Origin of the sequence: Variovorax sp. JS1663 (genome assembly GCF_002157355.1) — a bacterium.
Lineage (GTDB): Bacteria > Pseudomonadota > Gammaproteobacteria > Burkholderiales > Burkholderiaceae_C > Variovorax.
Window position 1 is genome coordinate 1 of sequence record NZ_LYMK01000037.1, and the last position, 20,539, is coordinate 20,539.

The following is a 20,539-nucleotide window of genomic DNA, read 5'->3' on the forward strand; positions in this document are numbered from 1 at the left end:
CCCGGGCATCGACCTGGGCTTCGGGCCCATCGGCGAACGCACATGGTCGCCCAACAAGGCGCGATTCATCGTCACGCTGACCAAGACGCTCTGAACGCAGCGCCGGCAGCCATCCATCCTGAGGAGCAACACATGAGATCGACGGGGGAACCATCATGAAGCTGGTCACAGCCATCATCAAGCCATTCAAGCTCGACGAGGTGCGCGAGGCGCTCTCCGCCATCGGCGTGCAGGGCATCACCGTGACCGAGGTCAAGGGCTTCGGCCGCCAGAAGGGCCACACCGAGCTCTACCGCGGCGCGGAGTACGTGGTCGACTTCCTGCCCAAGGTCAAGATCGAGGCTGCCGTGGCCGACGACCTGGTCGAGCGCGTGATCGAGGCGGTCGAGGCTGCCGCGCGCACCGGCAAGATCGGCGACGGCAAGATCTTCGTCTACGACCTGGAGCAGGTCGTGCGCATCCGCACCGGCGAGACGGGACGCGAGGCGCTTTGATCCGAGGCAAGAAAGAAAACACGCAAATGAAAAAACTCCTCGTCTCTCTGGCTCTCGGCCTGAGCCTGCTGGCGGCCGGCACGGCCGGCTTCGCACAGACCCCACCCGCGCCGGCCGAAGCACCGGCGGCCTCGGCCCCGGCGGCGGCCGCACCTGCCGCGCCCGCCGACGCCGCGGCGGCACCCGCGCCCGCAACGGCCGCAGCCGCAGCCGCGGCGCCCGCGCCCTCGTTCAACAAGGGCGACACCGGCTGGATGCTGCTGTCGACGCTGCTGGTCATCATGATGACCATCCCCGGCCTGGCCCTGTTCTACGGCGGCCTGGTGCGCAGCAAGAACATGCTGTCCGTGCTGATGCAGGTCATGGTCACCTTCTCGATGATCGTGGTGCTGTGGATGATCTACGGCTACAGCCTGGCGTTCACCGAGGGCAACTCCTTCATCGGCGGCTTCGATCGCCTGTTCATGAAGGGCATCTTCGATCCCGCTGCCGGCACCTTCGCGCCGGGCGCGACCTTCAGCAAGGGCGTCTACATCCCCGAGCTGCTGTTCGCCGCCTTCCAGGCCACTTTCGCCGGCATCACCTGCTGCCTGATCGTCGGAGCCTTCGCCGAGCGCATCAAGTTCTCGGCCGTGCTGCTCTTCATGGTGCTGTGGTTCACCTTCAGCTATGCGCCGATCGCGCACATGGTCTGGTTCTGGATGGGCCCGGACGCCTACGCCAGCAAGGACGTGGTCGATGCGATGAACGCCAAGGCCGGCCTGATCTGGCAATGGGGCGCGCTGGACTTCGCCGGCGGCACCGTGGTGCACATCAACGCCGCGGTCGCGGGCCTGGTCGGCGCCTTCCTGGTCGGCAAGCGCATCGGCTACGGCAAGGAAGCCTTCACGCCGCACTCGCTGACGCTCACCATGGTCGGCGCCTCGCTGCTGTGGGTGGGCTGGTTCGGCTTCAACGCCGGCTCCGCGCTCGAAGCGGGCACCAGCGCCGTGCTGGCCTTCATGAACACCTTCTCGGCCACGGCCGCGGCGGTGCTGGCCTGGTCCATCGGCGAAGCGCTGATGCGCGGCAAGGCATCCATGCTGGGTGCCGCCTCGGGCGCGGTCGCCGGCCTGGTGGCGATCACCCCGGCCGCCGGCAACGTGGGCCTGATGGGCGCCATCGTGATCGGCTTCGTCGCCGGCTTCGCCTGCCTGTGGGGCGTCAACGGCCTCAAGAAGATGCTGGGTGCGGACGACTCGCTGGACGTGTTCGGCGTGCACGGCGTGGGCGGCATCGTCGGCGCGCTGCTGACCGGCGTGTTCAACACCCAGGCGCTGGGCGGCCCCGGCCTGGTGGGCGACTGGGTCACGGCCAGCGTCACCTCCAACGGCATCGGCGAGCAGGTGTGGATCCAGCTCAAGGCCGTGCTGCTGACCGTCGTGTGGTCCGGCGTGGTCTCCTTCATCGCCTACAAGATCGTCGACCTCACGATCGGCCTGCGGGTCAGCGAAGAGGAAGAGCGCGAGGGCCTGGACATCTCGGCCCACGGCGAAACCGCCTACAACCGCTGAGCACGGCGCGGGCCGCCAACGGGCGGTCCCGCACGCGGCACACGACAAAACGAACCGATTTCAGTTTCATCAAGGCAAGTCTCCTTTGGATGTTCGGCCCGCAAGCGCATGCGCAAGCGGGCCATTTTTTTGACCTAAGCTGCGGGCATGTGGACTTCCCTGAACGACAGCCTCTGTGAACTCGGCGAATCGCCCTTCTGGCATCCGCATGAGCGCGCGCTCTACTGGCTGGACATCCCGGGTCGCGCGGTGCTGCGCACGCGCGGCGAGACCGGCAGCGCCACGGTCGAGCGCTGGCACCTGCCGACCGAGCCCGGCTGCATGGCCCCGGCGGCGCGCGGTGGGCTGGTGATCGCGCTGCGCGACGGCATCTATCGCGCGCATGAGTGGGGTGGGGCCATGACGCTGCTGGCGCGCGTGGACCATGACGTGCGCACCATGCGCTTCAACGACGGCAAGTGCGATCCGCTGGGGCGCTTCTGGGCCGGCACGATCAACGAGGCCAAGGACCGGGCCAGCGCCGCGCTCTACTGCCTGGATGCGCGCGACGGAACGCCGCGGCTCGAGCGCATGGCGGAGGGCGTCACCACCGCCAACGGCCTGGCCTTCGCGCCCGACGCGCACACGGTCTATTGGGCCGACACGCCCGCGCACCGCGTGAACGCATGGGATTGGGAGCCCGAGGCCAACCAGCTTTCGCGTGCACGCGTGTTCCGCCAGTTCGAGCCGAAGGCGGCAGGTTCTCCCTATCAGGGCCGGCCCGACGGCGCGACCGTCGATGCCGAGGGCCACTACTGGGCCGCCATGTTCGAGGGCGGCCAGCTGCTGCGCTTCTCGCCCGCCGGCGAGCAGGTGGCGGCACTGCCCGTGCCCGCGCAATGCCCCACCATGCCCTGCTTCGGCGGCGATGATCTGCGCACCTTGTTCGTCACCAGCGCGCGCCGCGGCCGGCCCGCGCAGGAGGTGGAACGGTTACCCGCGTCCGGCCACGTCATCGCCATGCGAACCGAAGTGTCAGGACTGCCCGTCCATTTCTTCCAGGAATGACCCTGGCCGCGGGCGGTACGATCGCCCGCATGGATCCAGCCCTTCGCCAGATCAGCGAGCGCATCCGCGCCGCCGCCGCCGAGCGCACCGTGCTTCGCATCCGTGGCGCCGGCACCAAGGATTTCTATGGCGAACCGCCGCAAGGCGAAGCGCTCGCCACCACGCAGCTCGCCGGCATCGCCAGCTACGAACCCAGCGAGTTGGTCGTGACCGTCCGCGCCGGCACGCCGCTGGCCGAGCTCGAAGCCCTGCTGGCTGCGCAGGGCCAGTGCCTGCCTTTCGAGCCGCCGCGCTTCGGCGAAGGCGGCACCGTCGGGGGCATGGTGGCCGCAGGATTGAGCGGCCCCGCCCGCGCCAGCGTCGGAGCGGTCCGCGACTACGTGCTCGGCGCGCAGTTGCTCAACGGCCGCGGCGAACTGCTCGACTTCGGCGGCCAGGTCATGAAGAACGTCGCCGGTTACGACGTCTCGCGCGTGCTGGCCGGCTCGCTGGGCGCCCTGGGTGTGATCACCGAGGTCAGCCTCAAGGTGCTGCCCGTCGCGCCGGCCGAGGCCACGCTGGTGTTCGATTGCCATCAGGCCGACGCGCTGCGCCTGCTCAACGGCTGGGGCGGCCAGCCGCTGCCGCTCAACGCCAGCCGCTGGAGCCACGAGCAGGGCCGCGGCCGGCTCTGGCTGCGCCTGCGCGGTGCCGCCGCCGCGGTGGCCGCCGCCTGCGAGCGCCTCGGCGGTGAGCGGCAGGACGATGCGCAGGCCCGCGCCGACTGGGCGGCCGCGCGTGACCTGCGCCTGCCCTGGTTCGATGCGGCGCAGGGGCGCGAGCTCTGGCGCCTGTCGGTGCCGCAGACCGCACCGGTGCTGGCGCTGGAAGAGCCGCCGCTCATCGAATGGCATGGCGCACAGCGCTGGTACCGGGTGACGCCCGGCGACGGCGATCGGCTCAGAGACGCGGCGCGCTCCACGGGTGGCCATGCGTCGCTGTTCATGACTGCGGACGGCGTCGGCACCGTGACGCGTCGCTTCGATGCGCTGAGCGCGCCGCTCAAGCGCATCCACGAGGCGCTGATGCGCGAGTTCGATCCCCACGCCGTGTTCGACCGCGCACGACTTTTCCCCGATCAGACATGAGCCCCCACGCTCCCCACTTCGTGTATTCGCTGCCCCCCGAGGGGACCCGGCGGGAGGCCTGAAATGCAAACCGAACTCGCCCCCGAATTCCAGGGCACGCCCGAGGGCCGCGAGGCCGAGGCCATCCTGCGCAAGTGCGTGCACTGCGGCTTCTGCACCGCCACCTGCCCCACCTACCAGCTGCTGGGCGACGAGCTCGACGGCCCCCGAGGCCGCATCTACCTGATCAAGCAGGTGCTCGAGGGCAAGCCTCCGACGCGCAGCACGCAGCTGCATCTGGACCGCTGCCTGACCTGCCGCAACTGCGAGAGCACCTGTCCCTCCGGCGTGCAGTACGGCCACCTGGTCGACATCGGCCGGAAGATCGTCGACGAGAAGGTGCCGCGCCCGGCGCTCGAAGGTGCCATTCGCTGGACCCTCAAGGAAGCACTGCCCTCGCCGCTCTTCGGCCCCGCGATGAAGCTGGGCCAGTCGGTGCGCGGCCTGCTGCCGGAGAAGCTCAAGGCCAAGGTGCCTGTGCCGCAGCCTGCCGGCGAATGGCCCAAGCGCAGCCATGCGCGCAAGGTGCTGATGCTGGCCGGCTGCGTGCAGCCCTCGATGGCACCCAACATCAACAGCGCCACCGCGCGCGTGCTCGATGCCGCCGGCATCGAGGCGGTGGTCGCGCCGTCCGCCGGTTGCTGCGGCGCGGTGAAGTTCCACCTGAACGACCAGGACGGCGGCAAGGCGCAGATGCGCGCCAACATCGATGCCTGGTGGCCGCATGTGGAGAGCGGCGCGGTCGAGGCCATCGTGATGAACGCCTCCGGCTGCGGCGTGACCGTGCGCGAATATGGCCACGTGCTGCGTGACGAGCCGGCCTATGCGCAGAAGGCTGCGCGCATCGGCGCGCTCACGCGCGACCTGAGCGAGCTGCTGCCCGAGCTGGTGCCGCTGCTCAAGGAGCGGGTGAAGACGCCCGCGGGGGTCTTCGCCTACCACCCGCCCTGCACCCTGCAGCACGGCCAGCAGCTGCGCGGTGGCGTCGAGGCGAACCTGCGCGCGCTGGGCTTCGACATCCAGGTGGCGCGGACCGAATCGAACCTGTGCTGCGGCTCGGCCGGCACCTATTCCGTGCTGCAGCCCGCGCTGGCCTATGCGCTGCGTGACCGCAAGCTCGGCCACCTGGATGCACTCGGGCCGACGGCCATCGTCTCGGCCAACATCGGCTGCATCACCCATCTGCAAAGCGGCAGCGCGGTGCCGGTGCGGCACTGGGTCGAGCTGCTGGACGAGGCGCTGGCGCCGGCCTGATCGCACAAGCGAAAAGGTGCTGGTCCGACCCGGCTGCGGCGCCGGGCCGGCGACGATTCCTCCCTGTTCACTGCGGGAGCCGAACCATGCAGAAGCGCTTCTTTCAATCTCTGGCCCTGGGTTGCACCCTGGCCGCCGCACCGTGGATGGTGCAGGCCCAGACCATGCAATCCGGCGCCGACGCCATGCCGGCCATGAAGGTGCAGGGCGCCGCGCGCTATGCCTGCGGCGGCATCGGCTCGGATGAATCCAACGCCATGCGCGCCGCCATGAAGGACCATCCCCTGGCGCTGCTGTTCGCGCGCGCCAGCGGCGAATACCTGGCCAATGTCGACGTGACCATCAAGGCTGCCGGCGGCGACACCGCGCTCGCCATGCGCGCCTCCGGGCCCGTGTGCCTGGTCGACCTGCCGGCCGGCCGCTACACCGTCGAGGCCAGCACCGAGGGCATGACCAAGAGCCACACGGTGACGGTGGGCCGCGGATCGCAGACGGCCGATTTCCGCTTCTGAACTAGGCCGCCAGGGCCGCCTCGATGTCCCGCGCGATCGACGCCGGCGTGTCCACCGGCGCGTAGCGCCTGATCACCTGCCCGTCCTTGCCGACCAGGAACTTGGTGAAATTCCACTTGATGGCCGTGCTGCCCAGCAGGCCGGGCGCTTCCTTGGTGAGCCACTTGTAGAGCGGCGTGGCACCGGCGCCGTTGACCTCGATCTTCTCCATCATCGGAAAGCTCACGCCGTAGTTCTGCACGCAGAAGGCGCCGATATCCTCGTTGCTGCCCGGGTCCTGGTTGCCGAACTGGTTGGACGGAAAGCCGAGCACCGCCAGGCCCTGGCCGGCGTACTTCTTGTAGAGCGTCTCCAGCCCCTCGAACTGCGGCGTGAAGCCGCATTTGCTGGCCGTGTTGACGATCAAGAGCACCTTGCCCTTGAACTTCGACAGCGGCACCTGCTTGCCGTCGATCTGCCGGGCCTCGAAGTCGTAGACGCTGGTCATGATGGCTTGTCCTCCAGGATGCGGGAATGCCGATCATCCTCGCCGCCGTTCGTTCGTGCAAACGAGGACCACAACGCCGCCAGCACGATCAGTGCGCCGCCGGCCCAGATGCGGGCGTCGAGCGTGGCCGCGCCCAGGGCCACCGAGGAGACGCTGGCGAACAGCACCTCCGACAGCATGATCACCGAGGTGGCGCTGGCCGTCATGCGGGCGGCGCCGTACTGCAGGCAGATGTTGGCGAACACGAAGCCCGTGCCCAGCAGCGCGGCCCAGGGCACCCAGCCGGCGCCGGCTGCGAGCGGCGGCGGCGCGGCGATGGCGCTGAGCGCGGTGCCGGCCACGGCGGTCAGGCCCGCCACGCCCGCGCAGCCGCAGAACATCGCAAACGCCCGCGATTCACCGGGCGCGCCGCGCAGCCGGCGCAGCAGGATGTTGGTCAGCGCGAAGCTGAAGCCGGCTGCCACGCCCAGCCAGTCGGGCAGGCTGGCGGGCACCGGCCAGTCGGTCTCCGGCGTCTTGAGCACCACCGCCACGCCCGCCAGCGCCAGGGTCATGCGCGCCAGCGCCGAAGGGGTGGGGCGCTCGCCCAGGAGCAGCCATGCCAGCAGCACGCTCCACAGCGGCATCAGGTAGAACAGCAGCACCACGCGCACCACGTCGCCCTGCGTCACGGCCCAGTTGAAGCCCACGTTGGTGAGGCCTGCCGCCAGGGCCAGCAGCACCAGGCCTGGCCAGGCGGCGAATGCACGCCAGACGTGGCGGCGCAGCCAGCCCATCGCCAGCACGATCACGGCATAGATCAGGCAGGTAGCCCAGACGGGGTGCAGGCCGTGGGCCTCGATCTGCCGGAAGGGGATCCAGGAAACGCCCCAGACGAAGGCGTTGAAGACGAGCGCAAGTGCGGGCAAGGCGGTAGCGGGGCGCGGCCTCAGTGATGCTTGTCGCTACGGGCGATGGCGAGCAGGTGCTCCACTTCCTCGGGGTAGCGCCGCAGGTTGTTCTCATGCCAGCGTTTGATCAGCCACATGAAGCCCGCCACCACGATCCCGAAGGCCGTGATGGCCGAGTAGGCCGACAGGCCGAGCCCCGTGCAGGCGCTGTAGAAGGCGCCCAGGACCAGGATGCAGGCCTGCTCGTTGAAGTTCTGCACCGCGATCGAGCGCCCCGCGCCCATCAGGTTGTGGCCGCGGTGCTGCAGCAGCGCGTTCATCGGCACGACCAGGAAGCCGCCCAGGCCGCCCAGCACGATCAGGAAGGGCACCGCGATCCAGATGCTGCCGATGAAGTTCATGCCGATCACGACGATGCCCATGCCGATGCCCAGCGGAATGACGCGCGTCGCCATGTCCAGCCGCATGCGCACCGAGGCGATGACCGCGCCCACCGCGGTGCCGATCGCGACCACGCCGGTCAGCGAGGAGGCCTGCGCCGTGCTGTAGCCCAGCGCCAGCGAGGCCCAGGCCAGCACGATGTACTTGAGGTTGCCGCCCGCACCCCAGAACAGCGTGGTGGTGGCCAGCGAGATCTGGCCCAGCTTGTCGCGCCACAGGCGCGAGTTGCAGTGCCAGAAGTCCGGCAGCAGCGCCAGCAGGTTGCGCAGCATGCCGTGCTGCGGATTGGCGCGCAGCGGCCGCATCTCGACGCCCGTGTCGGGGATGCGCGTGTTGAACCAGGCCGCGATCGCGTAGACGAAGATCAGCGCCGCGATCGCCGCCTCCGGCGGCGTGTCGATGCCCGTGTCGATGACGGGGAAGTCCAGCGCGAGCATGCGGCTGGACAGCGCGTGGCCCACCAGCTGGCCGCCCAGCACGATGCCCAGGATGATGGAGGCGATGGTGAGGCCTTCGATCCAGCCGTTGGCCTTGACCAGCTGCGAGGCCGGCAGCAGCTCGGTGAGGATGCCGTACTTGGCCGGCGAGTAGGCCGCGGCGCCCAGGCCCACCACGGCGTAGGCCAGCAGCGGATGGGTGCCGAACAGCATGATCACGCAGCCCACGACCTTGATCGCATTGCTGATGAACATGACGCGCCCCTTGGGCAACGCGTCGGCGAAGGCGCCCACCAGCGGCGCCAGCGCCACGTAGAAGATGGTGAAGATCGGCACCAGCGCGGCCCGCTGCCACTCGGGCGCGCCGCTGGTTCGCATCAGTTCCACCGCCGCAACGAAAAGCGCGTTGTCGGCCAGCGACGAGAAGAACTGGGCCGACATGATCGTGTAGAAACCGCGCTTCATCGAGGGGCTGGCTGGCCAGAGAGGTGGGCTGCTGGCAATAGTGGAATAAGGCCGCGGTACTGGCGGAATGCGCGGTTATAGCATGGGGGTGCAATGTCAAAATGACGCCACAAGCCCACACCGTACCGGTGTTTTTCCTCATGTACTGAACCGGTTTCATCGTGCCTCGTCCCATCCTCGCCACCATCCACACCGCCGCCCTGGCCCACAACCTCGCGCGTGCGCGCCGCGCGGCGATCGATTCGCGCGTCTGGGCCGTCGTCAAGGCCAATGCCTACGGCCACGGCATCGAGCGCGTGTTCGAGCCCTTCCGGGCCGCCGACGGCTTCGCGCTGCTCGACCTGGCCGAGGCCGAGCGCGTGCGCGCGCTGGGCTGGCGCGGGCCGGTGCTGCTGCTGGAGGGCGTGTTCGAGCCGCGCGACCTGGAGCTGTGCTCGCGCCTGGACCTCTGGCACACGGTGCACTGCGACGAACAGATCGACATGCTGGCGGCCCACAAGACGCAGGTGCCGCAGCGCGTGTTCCTCAAGCTGAACTCCGGCATGAACCGGCTGGGCTTCGCACCCGAGCGCTTCCGCGCCGCCTGGACCCGGCTGAATGCGCTGCCCCAGGTGGACGAGATCACGCTCATGACCCATTTCAGCGACGCCGACGGCCCGCGCGGCGTGGCCCACCAGCTCGAGGCGTTCGAGCGCGTCACGCGCGACCTGCCGGGCGAGCGCTCGATCGCCAACAGCGCCGCCACCCTGCGCCATGCCGGCACCACGCGCGCCGACTGGGTGCGCCCCGGCATCCTGCTGTACGGCAGCGCGCCGGACTTCCCCGAGCACGACGCGGCGCACTGGCAGCTGCAGCCGGCGATGACGCTCTCCACCCGGCTGCTCTCGGTGCAGACGCTCCAGGCCGGCGACACCATCGGCTACGGCTCGCGCTTCACCGCCGAAGGGCCGATCACCATCGGCGTGGCCGCGGTCGGCTATGCCGACGGCTACCCGCGCCACTGCGACACCGGCACGCCGGTGCTGGTCGACGGCGTGCGCACCCGCATGGTGGGCCGGGTCAGCATGGACATGATCACGGTGGACCTGACACCGGTGCCGCAGGCGCGCTTCGGCAGCGAAGTCACGCTGTGGGGGCGGGCCTCCAACGGCACCGTGCTGCCCATCGACGATGTGGCGCGGGCCGCCGGCACCGTGGGCTACGAGCTCATGTGCGCGGTGGCGCCGCGCGTGCCGGTCGCGGTGGACTGAGGAAGGGTCCGGCCGCTTGAAGATCCTCTCGAACTGGCGCTCGGTGCGCCTCTGGGAAACCGAGGTCGAGCGCGACCTGCACCGCAGGCACAGCCTGCGCACCCACGGTTTGCTGATCGGCACCACCACGCTGCTCTTGATGTGGCTGGTGTCGTGGCTGCAGATGCACGCCGGCGTCGAATCGCTGGCGCTGCGTTACTTCGTCACGCTGGGCGCCGGCTACCTGGTCTATCTCTGGATCCTGCGCTGGTGGGCGACCCTGCTGATCCGCCAGAACACGCAGTTCAACCCCGACCTGCCCGACCCGCAGATCGCCGACTGGCCCTCGGTGCGCGGCGGCGCCAGCCATACCGGCGGCGGGCATGGCGTCGGCGATCTGGCCGGCGGCACCCTCGATGTTGCGGCCGGCGCCGACGAGGGGGCGCTCATCGTGGTGCCGGTGGTCGCGATCTTCCTGATCGGCGCGGCGATCCTCTTCGGCGCCGGCGCGCTGGTGCTGCTGTACTTCGGCTCGGAGGCCCTGCTGGCGGTGGCGATCGAGCTCGCCTTCAGCTACGTCACCGCCACCGCCGCCGTGCGCGTGGCGCGCGAGGGCTGGCTAACGGCCGCGGTGCGGCTCACCTGGAAACCGCTGCTGGGCACGCTGTTCTGCGCGGTGCTGCTGGGCGCGGTGCTCGACCGCTTCATGCCGCAGGTGAACTCGCTGCCGGAGGCGGTGCGGGTGCTGCTCAAGCGCTGAGCATGGCGCTGCTCGTTTGGCGGCGGCGGTAGTGCTGGGTCTGGCGAATCCACCGACACTCTTCGGCTGAGAGCGATGAAGGAATCCTAGGAGAAGCAGCCCAGACACGATGCGAGCGCCGCCCCTGCGATGATCGGTCAATCCAAATAGAGGAGAACTGCTTGGCAAACAGCGAACCAACCCGACGACTTGCGATGCTCATCGATGCAGACAACGCGTCGGCGACGGTCGTGAAAGAGCTGTTGGAGGAAGTGGCGAAATACGGAACCGCCACCGTGAAGCGTGCCTACGGGGATTGGACCACCCCGAACCTGACGGGATGGAAGGACCACCTGCATCGTCATGCAATCCAACCCATTCAACAGTTCGCATACACGAGGGGCAAGAACTCAACTGACTCTGCGTTCATCATCGATGCCATGGACCTGCTGTATGCAGGCAACGTCGATGGGTTTTGCATCGTCTCCAGCGACAGCGACTTCACTCGGCTGGCAACACGCTTGCGTGAGGCAGGCAAGATCGTTTATGGTCTGGGCGAGCGGAAGGCGCCGGAGGCCTTCATTGCAGCGTGCGACAAGTTCATCTTCTTTGAGGTTTTGAAGAAACCCGTGGAGACCGCGGCACCAGTGCAGGTTGCGGGGGTCCCCGATCTCAAAGAACTCCTCATTCACGCGATCAAGGAAACGTCACGTGATGGTGGCTGGGCATCCCTGGCTGCGGTCGGCGGCTATGCCGGCAAGAACAACGCCTCATTCGACTCCCGCAACTATGGCTTCAAAAGGCTCAGTGAGTTGGTTCGCAATCAGGACTACCTTGAAGTGAAGGAACAACCAGACCCGGGAGGTGTTGTGCATTTGATGGTCAGGGTGAGGTGAGCGACGCCGCCTGACACGGAAACCTCATGAACCTTCAAGAAAAACTCGACTCGCTCGACGACATCCAGCGTGAGATCGAAGGCTTGCGCCCTATCGACGCGGAACAGGAAGGCAGAGTCATGGCCAAGTTCCGCCTCGACTGGAACTACAACTCGAACGCCATCGAGGGCAATACGCTGTCCATCGGCGAGACGGCTGCGCTGCTGAGCTACGGGCTGACGGCAAAGGGGAAGCCGCTGAAGGATCACCTGGACATCGAAGGGCACAACGCCGTGCTCGATGTCCTCGGGGATGTGGTGCGGACAAAGGAACCCGTCACCGAGCACCTGATCCGAAGCCTGCACCAGGTCATGCTGGGCGCGGACCGGGAGGTGAGTAGCGTGAACGACGACGGTCTGCGCGTGACGCGCACGATCGCTGCGGGTCGCTACAAGACCAGCGTCAATCAATTGGTGACTCAGACAGGGCAAACGCGGCGCTTCGCGTTGCCATCGGAGACGCCGGCCTTGATGTCCCAGTTGGTGGCCACCGCCAACGAGGAAAGACAAGCGCCGACGATGCATCCAGTGTTGTTTGCGGCCTCCTTTCATCATCAATTCGTGTCGATACATCCATTCGATGACGGCAATGGCCGTATCGCGCGCATCCTGATGAACCTGCTGCTGATGCAGCATGGCTATCTCCCTGCCATCCTCCGCCTGGCCGAGAGAAACGAATACCTCGCCGCCCTGGTGCAAGCCGACGCCGGGGAACTGGGCGCTCTGTTCGAGTTGATCACCGACGCCTGCATGCGATCGTCGGAGCTCTACCTGAGAGCGGCGAGGGGCGGTCCTGTCGATGACTTGCAAGATTTCGACAAGCAGCTCGCGCTACTGACGCAGTCCGCATTGGCTGAGCGGCTGAGTGGTGACGGCAAGGAGGGAACTCCCTCGGATCACCTGCAAGTAGTAGACACCTTGCTGGTGCCAATGTTCGAGTCGGTAACGAAAAGGCTTGAGACTCTGAGGCCGTTGTTCGCCGGGGTTCTGCTTCACCTCGAGGGTAGATTTACCCCCGAAGGGCTGATCCTGAAACCCAGCTTGGAAGAGTACCGTGCGGTTGTTGTTCCTGCGCTGGCGTCAGGTGTCAGGGCGCTCACTGAAGCGCGCCTGTTCTTTCAAGGCAATAGCTATGTCGGCGACTCTTCAAAGACGTTCGTAGTCTCCGTCAAGTGCTCGTTCCATGCGCGTCACTACGCCATCCAGGCGATGGGCTACTTGCAGGCGGCTCAGGAGATCTTCCGGGCGACTTACGACGAGGCAATCACGAGCGCCGAGGTCGATGCGGTCTCGAGAAGCGCACTGGAGATCGTCGTCAAGGCGGTAGAAAGACTCATCGCGAAGAACTAGCGAGGTCTTGTACGACGCCTTCTGGCTGCAGCCCCCCTGCCCGATCCTGGCACTCAGTAAAGGCCGAGCTGCCGCGCCTGCAGCCGTGCCAGCCCCAGCAGCGCGTCGGTGAAGGGCGTCTTCACTCCCGCGCGCTGCCCCAGCTCGCGCACGGCCGAGACCAGGGCGTCCAGCTCGACCGAGCGGCCGGCCTCCACGTCCTGCAGCATCGAGGTCTTGAAGGCGCCGAGCTTGCGCGTGACCGCATGCCGGTCTTCCGGGCTTTCGGCGATCGGCACGCCGACGCGCTCGCCGATCTCGCGCGCCTCCAGCATGATGGCCGAGATGAAGCCGCGCACCAGCTCGTCGTTCAGAATCAGGTCGGTGGTGGCGCGGGTCAGGGCGCTGATCGGGTTGACCGTCATGTTGCCCCACAGCTTGTACCAGACGTCCTTCTGGATCTGCGGCGACAGGCGCGCCTCGAAGCCGGCCTGCTTGAGCAGCGCCTCGAGCTCCTTCGCGCGCGGCGTGGCCTCGCCCGAAGGCTCGCCGATGATCAGGCCGTTGCCGAAGTGGTGGCGCACCACCCCCGGCCCGTCGAGCGAGCAGCTGGCGTGCACCACGCAGCCGATCACATGACGGGCGGGAATGGCGGCGTCGATCTTCCCGCCCGGGTCCACCGCCTCCAGCTGCGTGCCGGCCAGCGGGCCGCCGAAACCGCCCTGAAGAAACCACCACGGCACCCCGTTCATGGCGGTCAGCACGATGGTCTCGGGGCCCAGCAGCGGCGCGATGCGCTCGGCGACGCCCGCCAGCGCGGGTGCCTTCACCGCGACCACCACCAGGTCCTGCACGCCCAGCTCGGCCGGGTCGGCCACCGCGTTCACCGCGACACGGGTGCGCTGTTCGCCGCGCATCACGCTCAAGCCATCGCGCTGCAGCGCGTCCAGCGTGGCGCCGCGCGCCACCACGTTGAGCCGGCAGCCGGCCTGCGCGAGGCCGACGCCGATCCAGCCGCCGATCGCGCCGGCGCCGTAGATGCAGACTTTCATGGTTCGGTTTTCAGTGCTTGTAGGAATCGTCGATGCGGTCGACCTGGCGCACCAGCGCGTCGAACACGTCCTGCCCGCCGCCGTGCTTCGGGTTGAACTGCAGCGCGTCGCGGGTGCACTTGCGCGCGATGTCCTCCGACACGGGAATGGGCACGCCCATCGAGAGCGTGGCCATCTGGATCTCGCAGGCGCGCTGCAGGGTCCAGAGGATGGCGAAGGTCTGCGGCAGGGTCTGGCCCCAGGCGAGCAGGCCATGGTTGCGCAGGATCACGGCCGGCCGGTTGCCGATGCTCTTGAGCAGGCGTGGGCCCTCGTCGGCATGGATCGTGATGCCTTCGAACGCGTGGTACGCCACCATGTCGTGCAGCTGCGCGCTGTAGAAGTTGGTCTGCTGCAGGCCGCCCTGCAGGCAGGCCACCGCCACGCCGGCGGTCGTGTGGGTGTGCATCACGCAGTGGGCATCGGGCAGGCCGTCGTGGATGGCGGCATGCACGGTGAAGCCGGCCGGGTTGACCGGATGGCGCGAGCCGTCCAGCACCTTGCCCTGCAGGTCGATCTTCACCAGGTTGCTGGCCGTGACCTCGGTGTAGTGCAGGCCGAAGGGATTGATCAGGAACTGCTTCTCGCCCCCCGTCACGCTGTCGGGCAGCCGCACCGTGATGTGGTTGTAGATCATCTCGGTCCAGCCCAGCATCGCGAACACGCGGTAGCAGGCGGCCAGCTGCAGGCGCGCCTCCTGCTCGTCGGGATGCATGGCAGAGCGAACCGGCGCGACGGCCGGCGTGGCGAGGGGGGTGTTCATCGGCAGTTCCTTTTCATGTCTAGCCCTCCGCCGTGAAGCCGATCTGCTTCACGATCGGGGCCCACTTCGCTGTGTCTTTCTTGAGAAGGTCGGCGAGCTCGGCCGGCGAGGAGGACATCGCCTCCAGGCCGAAGGTGGCCAGGCCGTCGACCACGTCCTTCTGTGCGAGCGCCGTCTTCATCGCCGCATTGGCCCGTGCCACCACCTCGGGCGAGGCCTTGGCCGGCAGCAGGAAGGCGAACCATTCGCTGTGCGTCACGTTCTTGATGCCCTGCTCCTCGAAGGTGGGCACGTCGGGCGCGAAGCGGCTGCGCTTGGCGCCGGAGACGCCGAGGATGCGCACCTTGCCCGAGGCCAGGTGCTGGGTGATGTCGCCGATCGGGCCCGACACCGCCGCCACGTTGCCGCCCAGCAGGTCGAGCATGGCCGGCTGCGTGCCGCGGTAGGCTGCGTGCTTGAGCTCCACGCCCGCGTTCTTGCCCAGCAGCGCGCCGATGAAGTGCGGCGTGGAGCCGGCCGCCGGCGAGCCGTAGTTGGCGCCGTCCGGATTCGCCTTGGCCCAGGCCAGGTACTCGGGCACCGATTTCACCGAGGCCGGCACCGCCGGCCCGACCGCGAAGCCGAAGTCGAACTGGCAGGCCACCGTCACCGGCGTGAGGTCCGCCGCCGGGTCGTAGGGCAGCTTCTTGTAGATGTGCGGATAGATGGTGAGGATGGAGGTGGGTGTCTGCAGGATGGTCGCGCCGTCGGCGGGCTGGCCCTTGACGTACGTCACCGCGATCTGGCCGCCGGCGCCGGTGCGGTTCTCCACCACCACGGCCTTGCCGTAGTCGGGTTGCAGCCGCGTGGCGACGCGGCGGCACAGCGTGTCGGAGGTGCCGCCGGCGGCGAAGCCGGTGATCAGGCGCGCAGTCTCGAAGGGTTGCTGGGCCTGGGCGAGGGCGTGCTGGCCCAGGCTCGCGAGCAGGGCCGAGGCGCCAGTGGTCTGCAGCAGGTGGCGGCGTGTGAAGGTCATGATGCGGATGTCTCCTGTTGAGGGCATTTCAGGATTCGTCGCGCAGCCAGGTGACTGCGCCCGAATGGGTCACGGCGCCCTGGTGGCTGGGGCGCACGGTGAGCGCGTATTTTTCCAGCAAGCCCGTGTGGCGGACCCCCGTGTTTGCCTGACGTCCTGCCAGCCGCGCGGCGATTTCCTCGCCGCTCAGCTCGACCGTGATGCTGCGCGCCTCGGCGCGCGCATCGATGGCCACGATGTCGCCCTCGCGCAGCGCGGCGATGGGCCCGCCGTCCGCCGCCTCGGGGCCCGCGTAGCCGATGCACAGGCCGCGCGTCGCGCCGGAGAAGCGGCCGTCGGTCAGGAGCGCCACCTTGTCACCCATGCCCTGGCCGTAGAGCAGGGCGGTGATGCCCAGCATCTCGCGCATGCCGGGGCTGCCCTTTGGGCCCTCGTTGCGGATCACGATCACGTCGCCGGCCTGGTAGCGACGGTTCTGCACGGCGGTCTGCGCTTCTTCCTCGGATTCGAAGACGCGCACCGGCCCGCGGTGCACCAGCGTCTTCAGGCCGGCCGTCTTGAGCAGCGCTCCGTCGGGGCACAGGTTGCCCTTGAGCACCGCCAGGCCGCCGTCGCGCGTGATCGGGTCGCCGGACTTGCGCACCACCTCGCCATCCGGGTCGGGTGCGCCCGCCACTTCCTCGGCCAGCGTGCGGCCGGTGAAGGTGAGCGCATCGCCGTGCAGGAAGCCCTGCTCCAGCAGCGTGCGCAGGATCACGCCGGCGCCGCCGATGTAGAACACGTCGCGCGCCAGGTAGCGGCCACCCGGCCGCAGGTCGGCGATGAGCGGCGTGCGTGCGAACACTTCGGCCACGTCGTCCAGGTGGAACTTGATGCCGGCCTCGTGCGCGATCGCCGGCAGGTGCAGCGCCGCATTGGTGGAGCCGCCGGTGGCCGAGACCACCGCGCACGCGTTCTCCAGCGCCTGGCGCGTCACGATGTCGCGCGGCAGCGGGCCGTCGCCCATCACCGCCTTCATCAGCTGCTTCGCCGCGCGTCGCATCAGCGGCGCGCGCTCGCTGAACACCGCGGGCACCATGCTGGAGCCGATCGGCGCCAGGCCCAGCGCCTCGGACACCATGCCCATGGTGTTGGCAGTGAACTGGCCCGCGCAGGCGCCGGCGGTGGGCAGGCAGGCACGGCTCATCGCTTCCAGTTCTTCCTGCGTGGCGTCGCCGGCGAGCACCTTGCCGATGGTCTCGTAGGTGTCGACCACGTTGAGGTCGCGGCCCTGGGGCCCGGGCATCTGGCCGGGCAGCGCGGAGCCGCCGTGCACGAACACGCTCGGCACGTTGCAGCGGACCATGCCCATCATCAGGCCCGGCAGGTTCTTGTCGCAGGCGCCGATGGCGAAGATGCCGTCCCACTGGTGGCCGCGGGTGGAGGCCTCCACGCTGTCCGCGATCAGCTCGCGCGAGATCAGCGAGAAGCGCATGCCCGAATGGGCCATGGTCAGCCCGTCGCTCACCGACACCACCGGGCATTCGTGCGGCGTGCCCCCGCCGGCGTAGATGCCGGTCTTGGCATGCTGCGCCTGCTCGCGCAGGTTGAGGTTGCAGGGGCTCATCTCGCCGCCGGTGTGGAACACGCCGACGTGCGGCCGCGCGATGTCCTCGTCGTCCTGGCCCAGCGCATGCAGGAAGCTGCGCGTGGTGGCGCGGATGGTGCCCTCGCGGATGGTCGCGGAGCGGAAGCGCTTGGGGTCGTCGCTCATGGGTTCAGTAGGTGCCGCCCGAGGGCGCGGCCTTCGCGGCCGACTTGAAGCGTGCCGCCAGCGCGCTGGTGCTGCGCACCAGCAGGTTGGTGTCGAGGCCGACCGCGACGAAGAGGGCGCCCAGTTCCAGGTATTTCTGCGCCAGCGCCTCGTCCGGCGTCAGGATGCCGGCGGCCTTGCCGGCGCGGCCGATGCGCGTGATCGCGTCCTCGATCGCGGCCTGCACCTCGGGGTGGCCCGAGTTGCCGACGTGTCCCATCGAAGCCGAGAGGTCGGCCGGCCCGATGAAGACGCCATCCACGCCGTCGACTGCCGCGATGGCGCCCAGGTTGTCCAGGGCCTGCCGCGTCTCGGCCTGCACCAGCAGGCAGACCCGGTCGTTCGCTTCCTTCGCATAGGCCGGGAAGCGGCCCCAGCCCGAGGCCCGCGCGCCGCCCATGCCGCGAATGCCCTGCGGCGGATAGCGCATGGCGCGCACGATGGCCTGCGCCTGCTCGGCCGTGTCGACCATCGGCACCAGGATGGTCTGCAGGCCCAGATCGAGGTATTGCTTGATCAGCGCGGTGCCGGCGTCGCCATGGCCCAGCGGCACCCGCGCGATCGCGTTGACGCCCGGGTAGGCCGCGATGGCCTGCGCCTGCTGCAGGATGCTGCGCAGGCCGTTGGGCGAATGCTCGCCGTCGATCAGCAGCCAGTCGAAGCCGGCGCCGGCGCAGATCTCGGTGCTGTAGGCATCGGCCAGGCCGAGCCAGAGGCCGATCTGCGCGCGCTTGGCGTCGAGGGCCTGCTTGAAGGGGTTCGCGGGGGTTTGCATGGTGTGCTCTTCTCCGGACCTTCAGACGAAACGGAAAGCAATGGAGCCCAGCGGGCCGTAGTCGGCGTGGAAGGTGTCGCCCGGCTTGGCGGTGGTCGGCCGCGTGAACGAACCGCCCAGCACCACCTCGCCGGCCTCCAGGCATTCGCCCCAGGGCGCCAGCTTGTTGGCCAGCCAGGCCACGCCGGTGGCCGGGTGGTTGAGCACGGCGGCGGCCAGGCCCGATTCCTCGATCACGCCGTTCTTGTAGAGCAGGGCGCCGACCCAGCGCAGGTCCACCGCGTCGGGCCTCACCGGCCGCCCGCCGGTCACGATGCCGGCGTTGGCCGCGTTGTCGGCGATGGTGTCGAAGACCTTGCGCATCGCGCCGGTCTCGCGGTCGAACTGCTCGATGCGCGCATCGATGATCTCGATGGCCGGCACCACGTAGCCGGTGGCGGCCAGCACATCGAAGATCGTCACGTTGGGCCCTTGCAGCCGCTTGCCGAGGATGAAGGCCAGCTCGACCTCGATGCGCGGCGCGATGAAGCGGGTGAAGGGAATGTCGCCGCCCTGCTCGAAGAACATGTCGTCCAGCAGCGTGCCGTAGTCCGGCTCGGTGATCTGGCTGGCCTGCTGCATGGCGCGCGAGGTGAGGCCGATCTTGTGGCCCCTGACCACCCGGCCCTCGGCCAGCTTGGCCTTCACCCATTCGCGCGAGATGGCATAGCCGTCCTCGATGCTCATCTCGGGGTGGCGCATCGAGAAATGCCGCACCTGCACGCGCGATTTCTCGCTCTCGTGCAGTTCGGCCGCGAGTTGCTGGATCAGCTTCTTGTCGAGCATGTCAGGGTGCCTGGAAAAGGGGATGCAGGTTGCCGCACTTGCCGTCATACACCTGGCCGGGGCTTTCGTCGATCTGCAGCGTGATGCCGACGTGGTGCTTGGCGAGCAGCGGCTCGACGTGCTGCTTCAGTCGCGCTAGCAGCGCATCGCCGACACGCTTCTTGACAGCATCGGACCGCCCCGCCGCCATGCGCAGATTGAGATAGACGAAGCCGTGGTCGCCCGAGCCGTCGGCCACCGCGTAGTGCGCGGCCGGATAGGCGAGCACGCGCGTGCCGCCGACAGGGAAGACCGCACGGTCCTGCTCGTCGCGCTGTTCGAGCATGGTGTCGGCCAGGGCGCGGCACAGGGCAGGCAGCGCGGCGTCGGCTTCGACGTTCGGCGTGTAGAGGATGACGAGATGGGGCATCGACTTTTCTCCTCAGGCCTCGGCCGCTGCAGTCGGTAGTGGCGTCACCGGGAAGATCGCATTGATCTGCCCCGTGCCCGAGCTGCCGAAGTAGGGCGTGACGATCTCCACCGGTGCCTTGTAGCGGTCCCAGCCCAGCAGGCCCAGCAGCATCGCGGTGTCGTGCATGTCGCCCTCGCCCCAGCATTTTTCGGCGTACATGGGCAGCATGCCGACGAAGGTCTTCCATTCGCCGGCTTCCCACAGCTGGACCACACGGCGGTCCACCTGCTCGAGGAAGGGGTCATAGACCTTGTGCATGAATTCGGGCGCGCGGCCGTTGTCCGCGAAGTGGTGCGACAGCGAGCCGCTGGCGAACACGGCCACCGTGCCGTCGTAGCGCTCCTCGATGGCGCGGCGCACCGCCAGGCCGAAGCGGCCCGATTCGGTGAGGTCGTGCCAGTCGCACCAGCCGCTGATGCTGATCACCTTGTAGTGCTGGTCGGCGTTCATGTAGCGCATGGGCACCAGGGTGCCGTATTCCAGCTCCAGCGTGGTGTCGCTGTGCGCGCGGCTCTTCACGCCCATCTCGTTGGCGACGTCGGCGATCAGGTGGCCCAGCGCCGGGTTGCCCGGGTAGGCGTAGGGCATGTTCTTGATGAAGTGCGGCAGCTCGTTGCTGGTGTAGGTGCCGCCGAACTCGGGCCCGCAGTTGATGTGGTATTCGCTGTTGACCTGCCAGTGGACGTCGAAGACCACGATGGTGTCCACGCCGAGTTCGCGGCAGCGGCGGTCGATCTCCTTGTGGCCATTGATCGCAGCGTCGCGGCAGCCGAAGTTCGGGCCGGGGAACTCCGACAGGTACATCGACGGCACGTGCGTGATCTTGGCGGCGAGTGCGAGCTTGCCCATG

General features: G+C 68.4%; 21 protein-coding genes. 10 read left to right on the plus strand and 11 right to left on the minus strand.

The window, feature by feature from the left end:
* Window positions 1–155: 155 nt before the first annotated feature.
* The 6 genes from glnK (at window position 156) to A8M77_RS25400 (ending at window position 6,026) form a co-directional block, all read left to right on the plus strand.
* Window positions 156–494, plus strand: coding sequence for a P-II family nitrogen regulator (gene glnK, locus A8M77_RS25375; protein WP_077000246.1), 339 nt, complete (start codon window positions 156–158; stop codon window positions 492–494).
* Between the two features lie 26 nt (window positions 495–520).
* Window positions 521–2,047, plus strand: a complete 1,527-nt coding sequence (locus A8M77_RS25380) for an ammonium transporter (RefSeq protein WP_192871677.1) — start codon at window positions 521–523, stop codon at window positions 2,045–2,047.
* 147 nt (window positions 2,048–2,194) lie between these two features.
* Window positions 2,195–3,094: an SMP-30/gluconolactonase/LRE family protein gene (locus A8M77_RS25385; RefSeq protein WP_086924293.1), complete on the plus strand. Its 900-nt coding sequence runs from the start codon at window positions 2,195–2,197 to the stop codon at window positions 3,092–3,094.
* Between the two features lie 29 nt (window positions 3,095–3,123).
* Window positions 3,124–4,221 carry a glycolate oxidase subunit GlcE gene (gene glcE / locus A8M77_RS25390; protein WP_086924360.1) on the plus strand — a complete coding sequence of 366 codons (1,098 nt, stop codon included), beginning with the start codon at window positions 3,124–3,126 and terminating at the stop codon, window positions 4,219–4,221.
* A gap of 63 nt (window positions 4,222–4,284) precedes the next feature.
* Entirely contained in the window at window positions 4,285–5,514 is a 1,230-nt protein-coding gene (glcF, locus tag A8M77_RS25395; protein WP_086924294.1) for a glycolate oxidase subunit GlcF, read from the plus strand.
* 86 nt (window positions 5,515–5,600) lie between these two features.
* The gene (locus tag A8M77_RS25400; RefSeq protein WP_086924295.1) at window positions 5,601–6,026 is read left to right on the plus strand and encodes a carboxypeptidase-like regulatory domain-containing protein; all 426 of its coding nucleotides are present in this window, start codon (window positions 5,601–5,603) and stop codon (window positions 6,024–6,026) included.
* A gap of 1 nt (window position 6,027) precedes the next feature.
* Here the strand turns inward: A8M77_RS25400 and A8M77_RS25405 are convergent, their stop codons facing one another.
* Genes A8M77_RS25405 through lplT form a run of 3 tightly spaced genes read right to left on the minus strand, consistent with a single transcriptional unit; the run spans window position 6,028 to window position 8,746 of the window.
* Complete coding sequence (locus tag A8M77_RS25405; RefSeq protein ID WP_086924296.1) at window positions 6,028–6,513, minus strand: glutathione peroxidase; 486 nt, start codon at window positions 6,511–6,513, stop codon at window positions 6,028–6,030.
* Window positions 6,510–7,421, minus strand: a complete 912-nt coding sequence (locus tag A8M77_RS25410; protein ID WP_086924297.1) for a DMT family transporter — start codon at window positions 7,419–7,421, stop codon at window positions 6,510–6,512. Before A8M77_RS25410 ends, A8M77_RS25405 begins: the two co-directional genes overlap by 4 nt.
* A 20-nt stretch (window positions 7,422–7,441) precedes the next feature.
* Window positions 7,442–8,746: a lysophospholipid transporter LplT gene (lplT, locus tag A8M77_RS25415; protein ID WP_086924298.1), complete on the minus strand. Its 1,305-nt coding sequence runs from the start codon at window positions 8,744–8,746 to the stop codon at window positions 7,442–7,444.
* 161 nt (window positions 8,747–8,907) lie between these two features.
* Here lplT and alr point away from each other — a divergent pair, with 161 nt between their 5' ends.
* From alr to A8M77_RS25435, 4 genes are all read left to right on the plus strand, one after another.
* Entirely contained in the window at window positions 8,908–9,996 is a 1,089-nt protein-coding gene (gene alr, locus A8M77_RS25420) for an alanine racemase (RefSeq protein WP_086924299.1), read from the plus strand.
* Window positions 9,997–10,012: 16 nt separating this feature from the next.
* Window positions 10,013–10,735: a hypothetical protein gene (locus A8M77_RS25425; RefSeq protein WP_086924300.1), complete on the plus strand. Its 723-nt coding sequence runs from the start codon at window positions 10,013–10,015 to the stop codon at window positions 10,733–10,735.
* Window positions 10,736–10,896: 161 nt separating this feature from the next.
* A complete protein-coding gene (locus A8M77_RS25430; protein ID WP_238136966.1) occupies window positions 10,897–11,610 on the plus strand; it encodes an NYN domain-containing protein in 714 nt (237 codons plus the stop codon).
* A 26-nt stretch (window positions 11,611–11,636) separates the two neighbouring features.
* Window positions 11,637–12,998: a Fic family protein gene (locus A8M77_RS25435; RefSeq protein WP_086924302.1), complete on the plus strand. Its 1,362-nt coding sequence runs from the start codon at window positions 11,637–11,639 to the stop codon at window positions 12,996–12,998.
* Between the two features lie 53 nt (window positions 12,999–13,051).
* Here the strand turns inward: A8M77_RS25435 and A8M77_RS25440 are convergent, their stop codons facing one another.
* Genes A8M77_RS25440 through hpaD form a run of 8 tightly spaced genes read right to left on the minus strand, consistent with a single transcriptional unit; the run spans window position 13,052 to window position 20,538 of the window.
* Window positions 13,052–14,029: a 2-dehydropantoate 2-reductase gene (locus A8M77_RS25440; RefSeq protein WP_086924303.1), complete on the minus strand. Its 978-nt coding sequence runs from the start codon at window positions 14,027–14,029 to the stop codon at window positions 13,052–13,054.
* Window positions 14,030–14,039: 10 nt separating this feature from the next.
* Window positions 14,040–14,831: a class II aldolase/adducin family protein gene (locus A8M77_RS25445; RefSeq protein WP_086924304.1), complete on the minus strand. Its 792-nt coding sequence runs from the start codon at window positions 14,829–14,831 to the stop codon at window positions 14,040–14,042.
* Window positions 14,832–14,850: 19 nt separating this feature from the next.
* A complete protein-coding gene (locus tag A8M77_RS25450) occupies window positions 14,851–15,846 on the minus strand; it encodes a Bug family tripartite tricarboxylate transporter substrate binding protein (RefSeq protein ID WP_086924305.1) in 996 nt (331 codons plus the stop codon).
* A 28-nt stretch (window positions 15,847–15,874) separates the two neighbouring features.
* Window positions 15,875–17,599, minus strand: a complete 1,725-nt coding sequence (ilvD, locus tag A8M77_RS25455; RefSeq protein ID WP_086924306.1) for a dihydroxy-acid dehydratase — start codon at window positions 17,597–17,599, stop codon at window positions 15,875–15,877.
* 4 nt (window positions 17,600–17,603) lie between these two features.
* Window positions 17,604–18,413, minus strand: coding sequence for an aldolase/citrate lyase family protein (locus A8M77_RS25460; protein WP_086924307.1), 810 nt, complete (start codon window positions 18,411–18,413; stop codon window positions 17,604–17,606).
* Window positions 18,414–18,434: 21 nt separating this feature from the next.
* On the minus strand, window positions 18,435–19,238 hold the full coding sequence (hpaH, locus tag A8M77_RS25465) for a 2-oxo-hept-4-ene-1,7-dioate hydratase (protein ID WP_086924308.1): 804 nt from the start codon (window positions 19,236–19,238) through the stop codon (window positions 18,435–18,437).
* A 1-nt stretch (window position 19,239) separates the two neighbouring features.
* Window positions 19,240–19,647 (minus strand): 5-carboxymethyl-2-hydroxymuconate Delta-isomerase, encoded by a 408-nt coding sequence (locus tag A8M77_RS25470; RefSeq protein ID WP_086924309.1) that lies wholly within the window; start codon window positions 19,645–19,647, stop codon window positions 19,240–19,242.
* A gap of 12 nt (window positions 19,648–19,659) precedes the next feature.
* On the minus strand, window positions 19,660–20,538 hold the full coding sequence (hpaD, locus tag A8M77_RS25475) for a 3,4-dihydroxyphenylacetate 2,3-dioxygenase (protein WP_192871678.1): 879 nt from the start codon (window positions 20,536–20,538) through the stop codon (window positions 19,660–19,662).
* Window position 20,539: the final 1 nt, after the last annotated feature.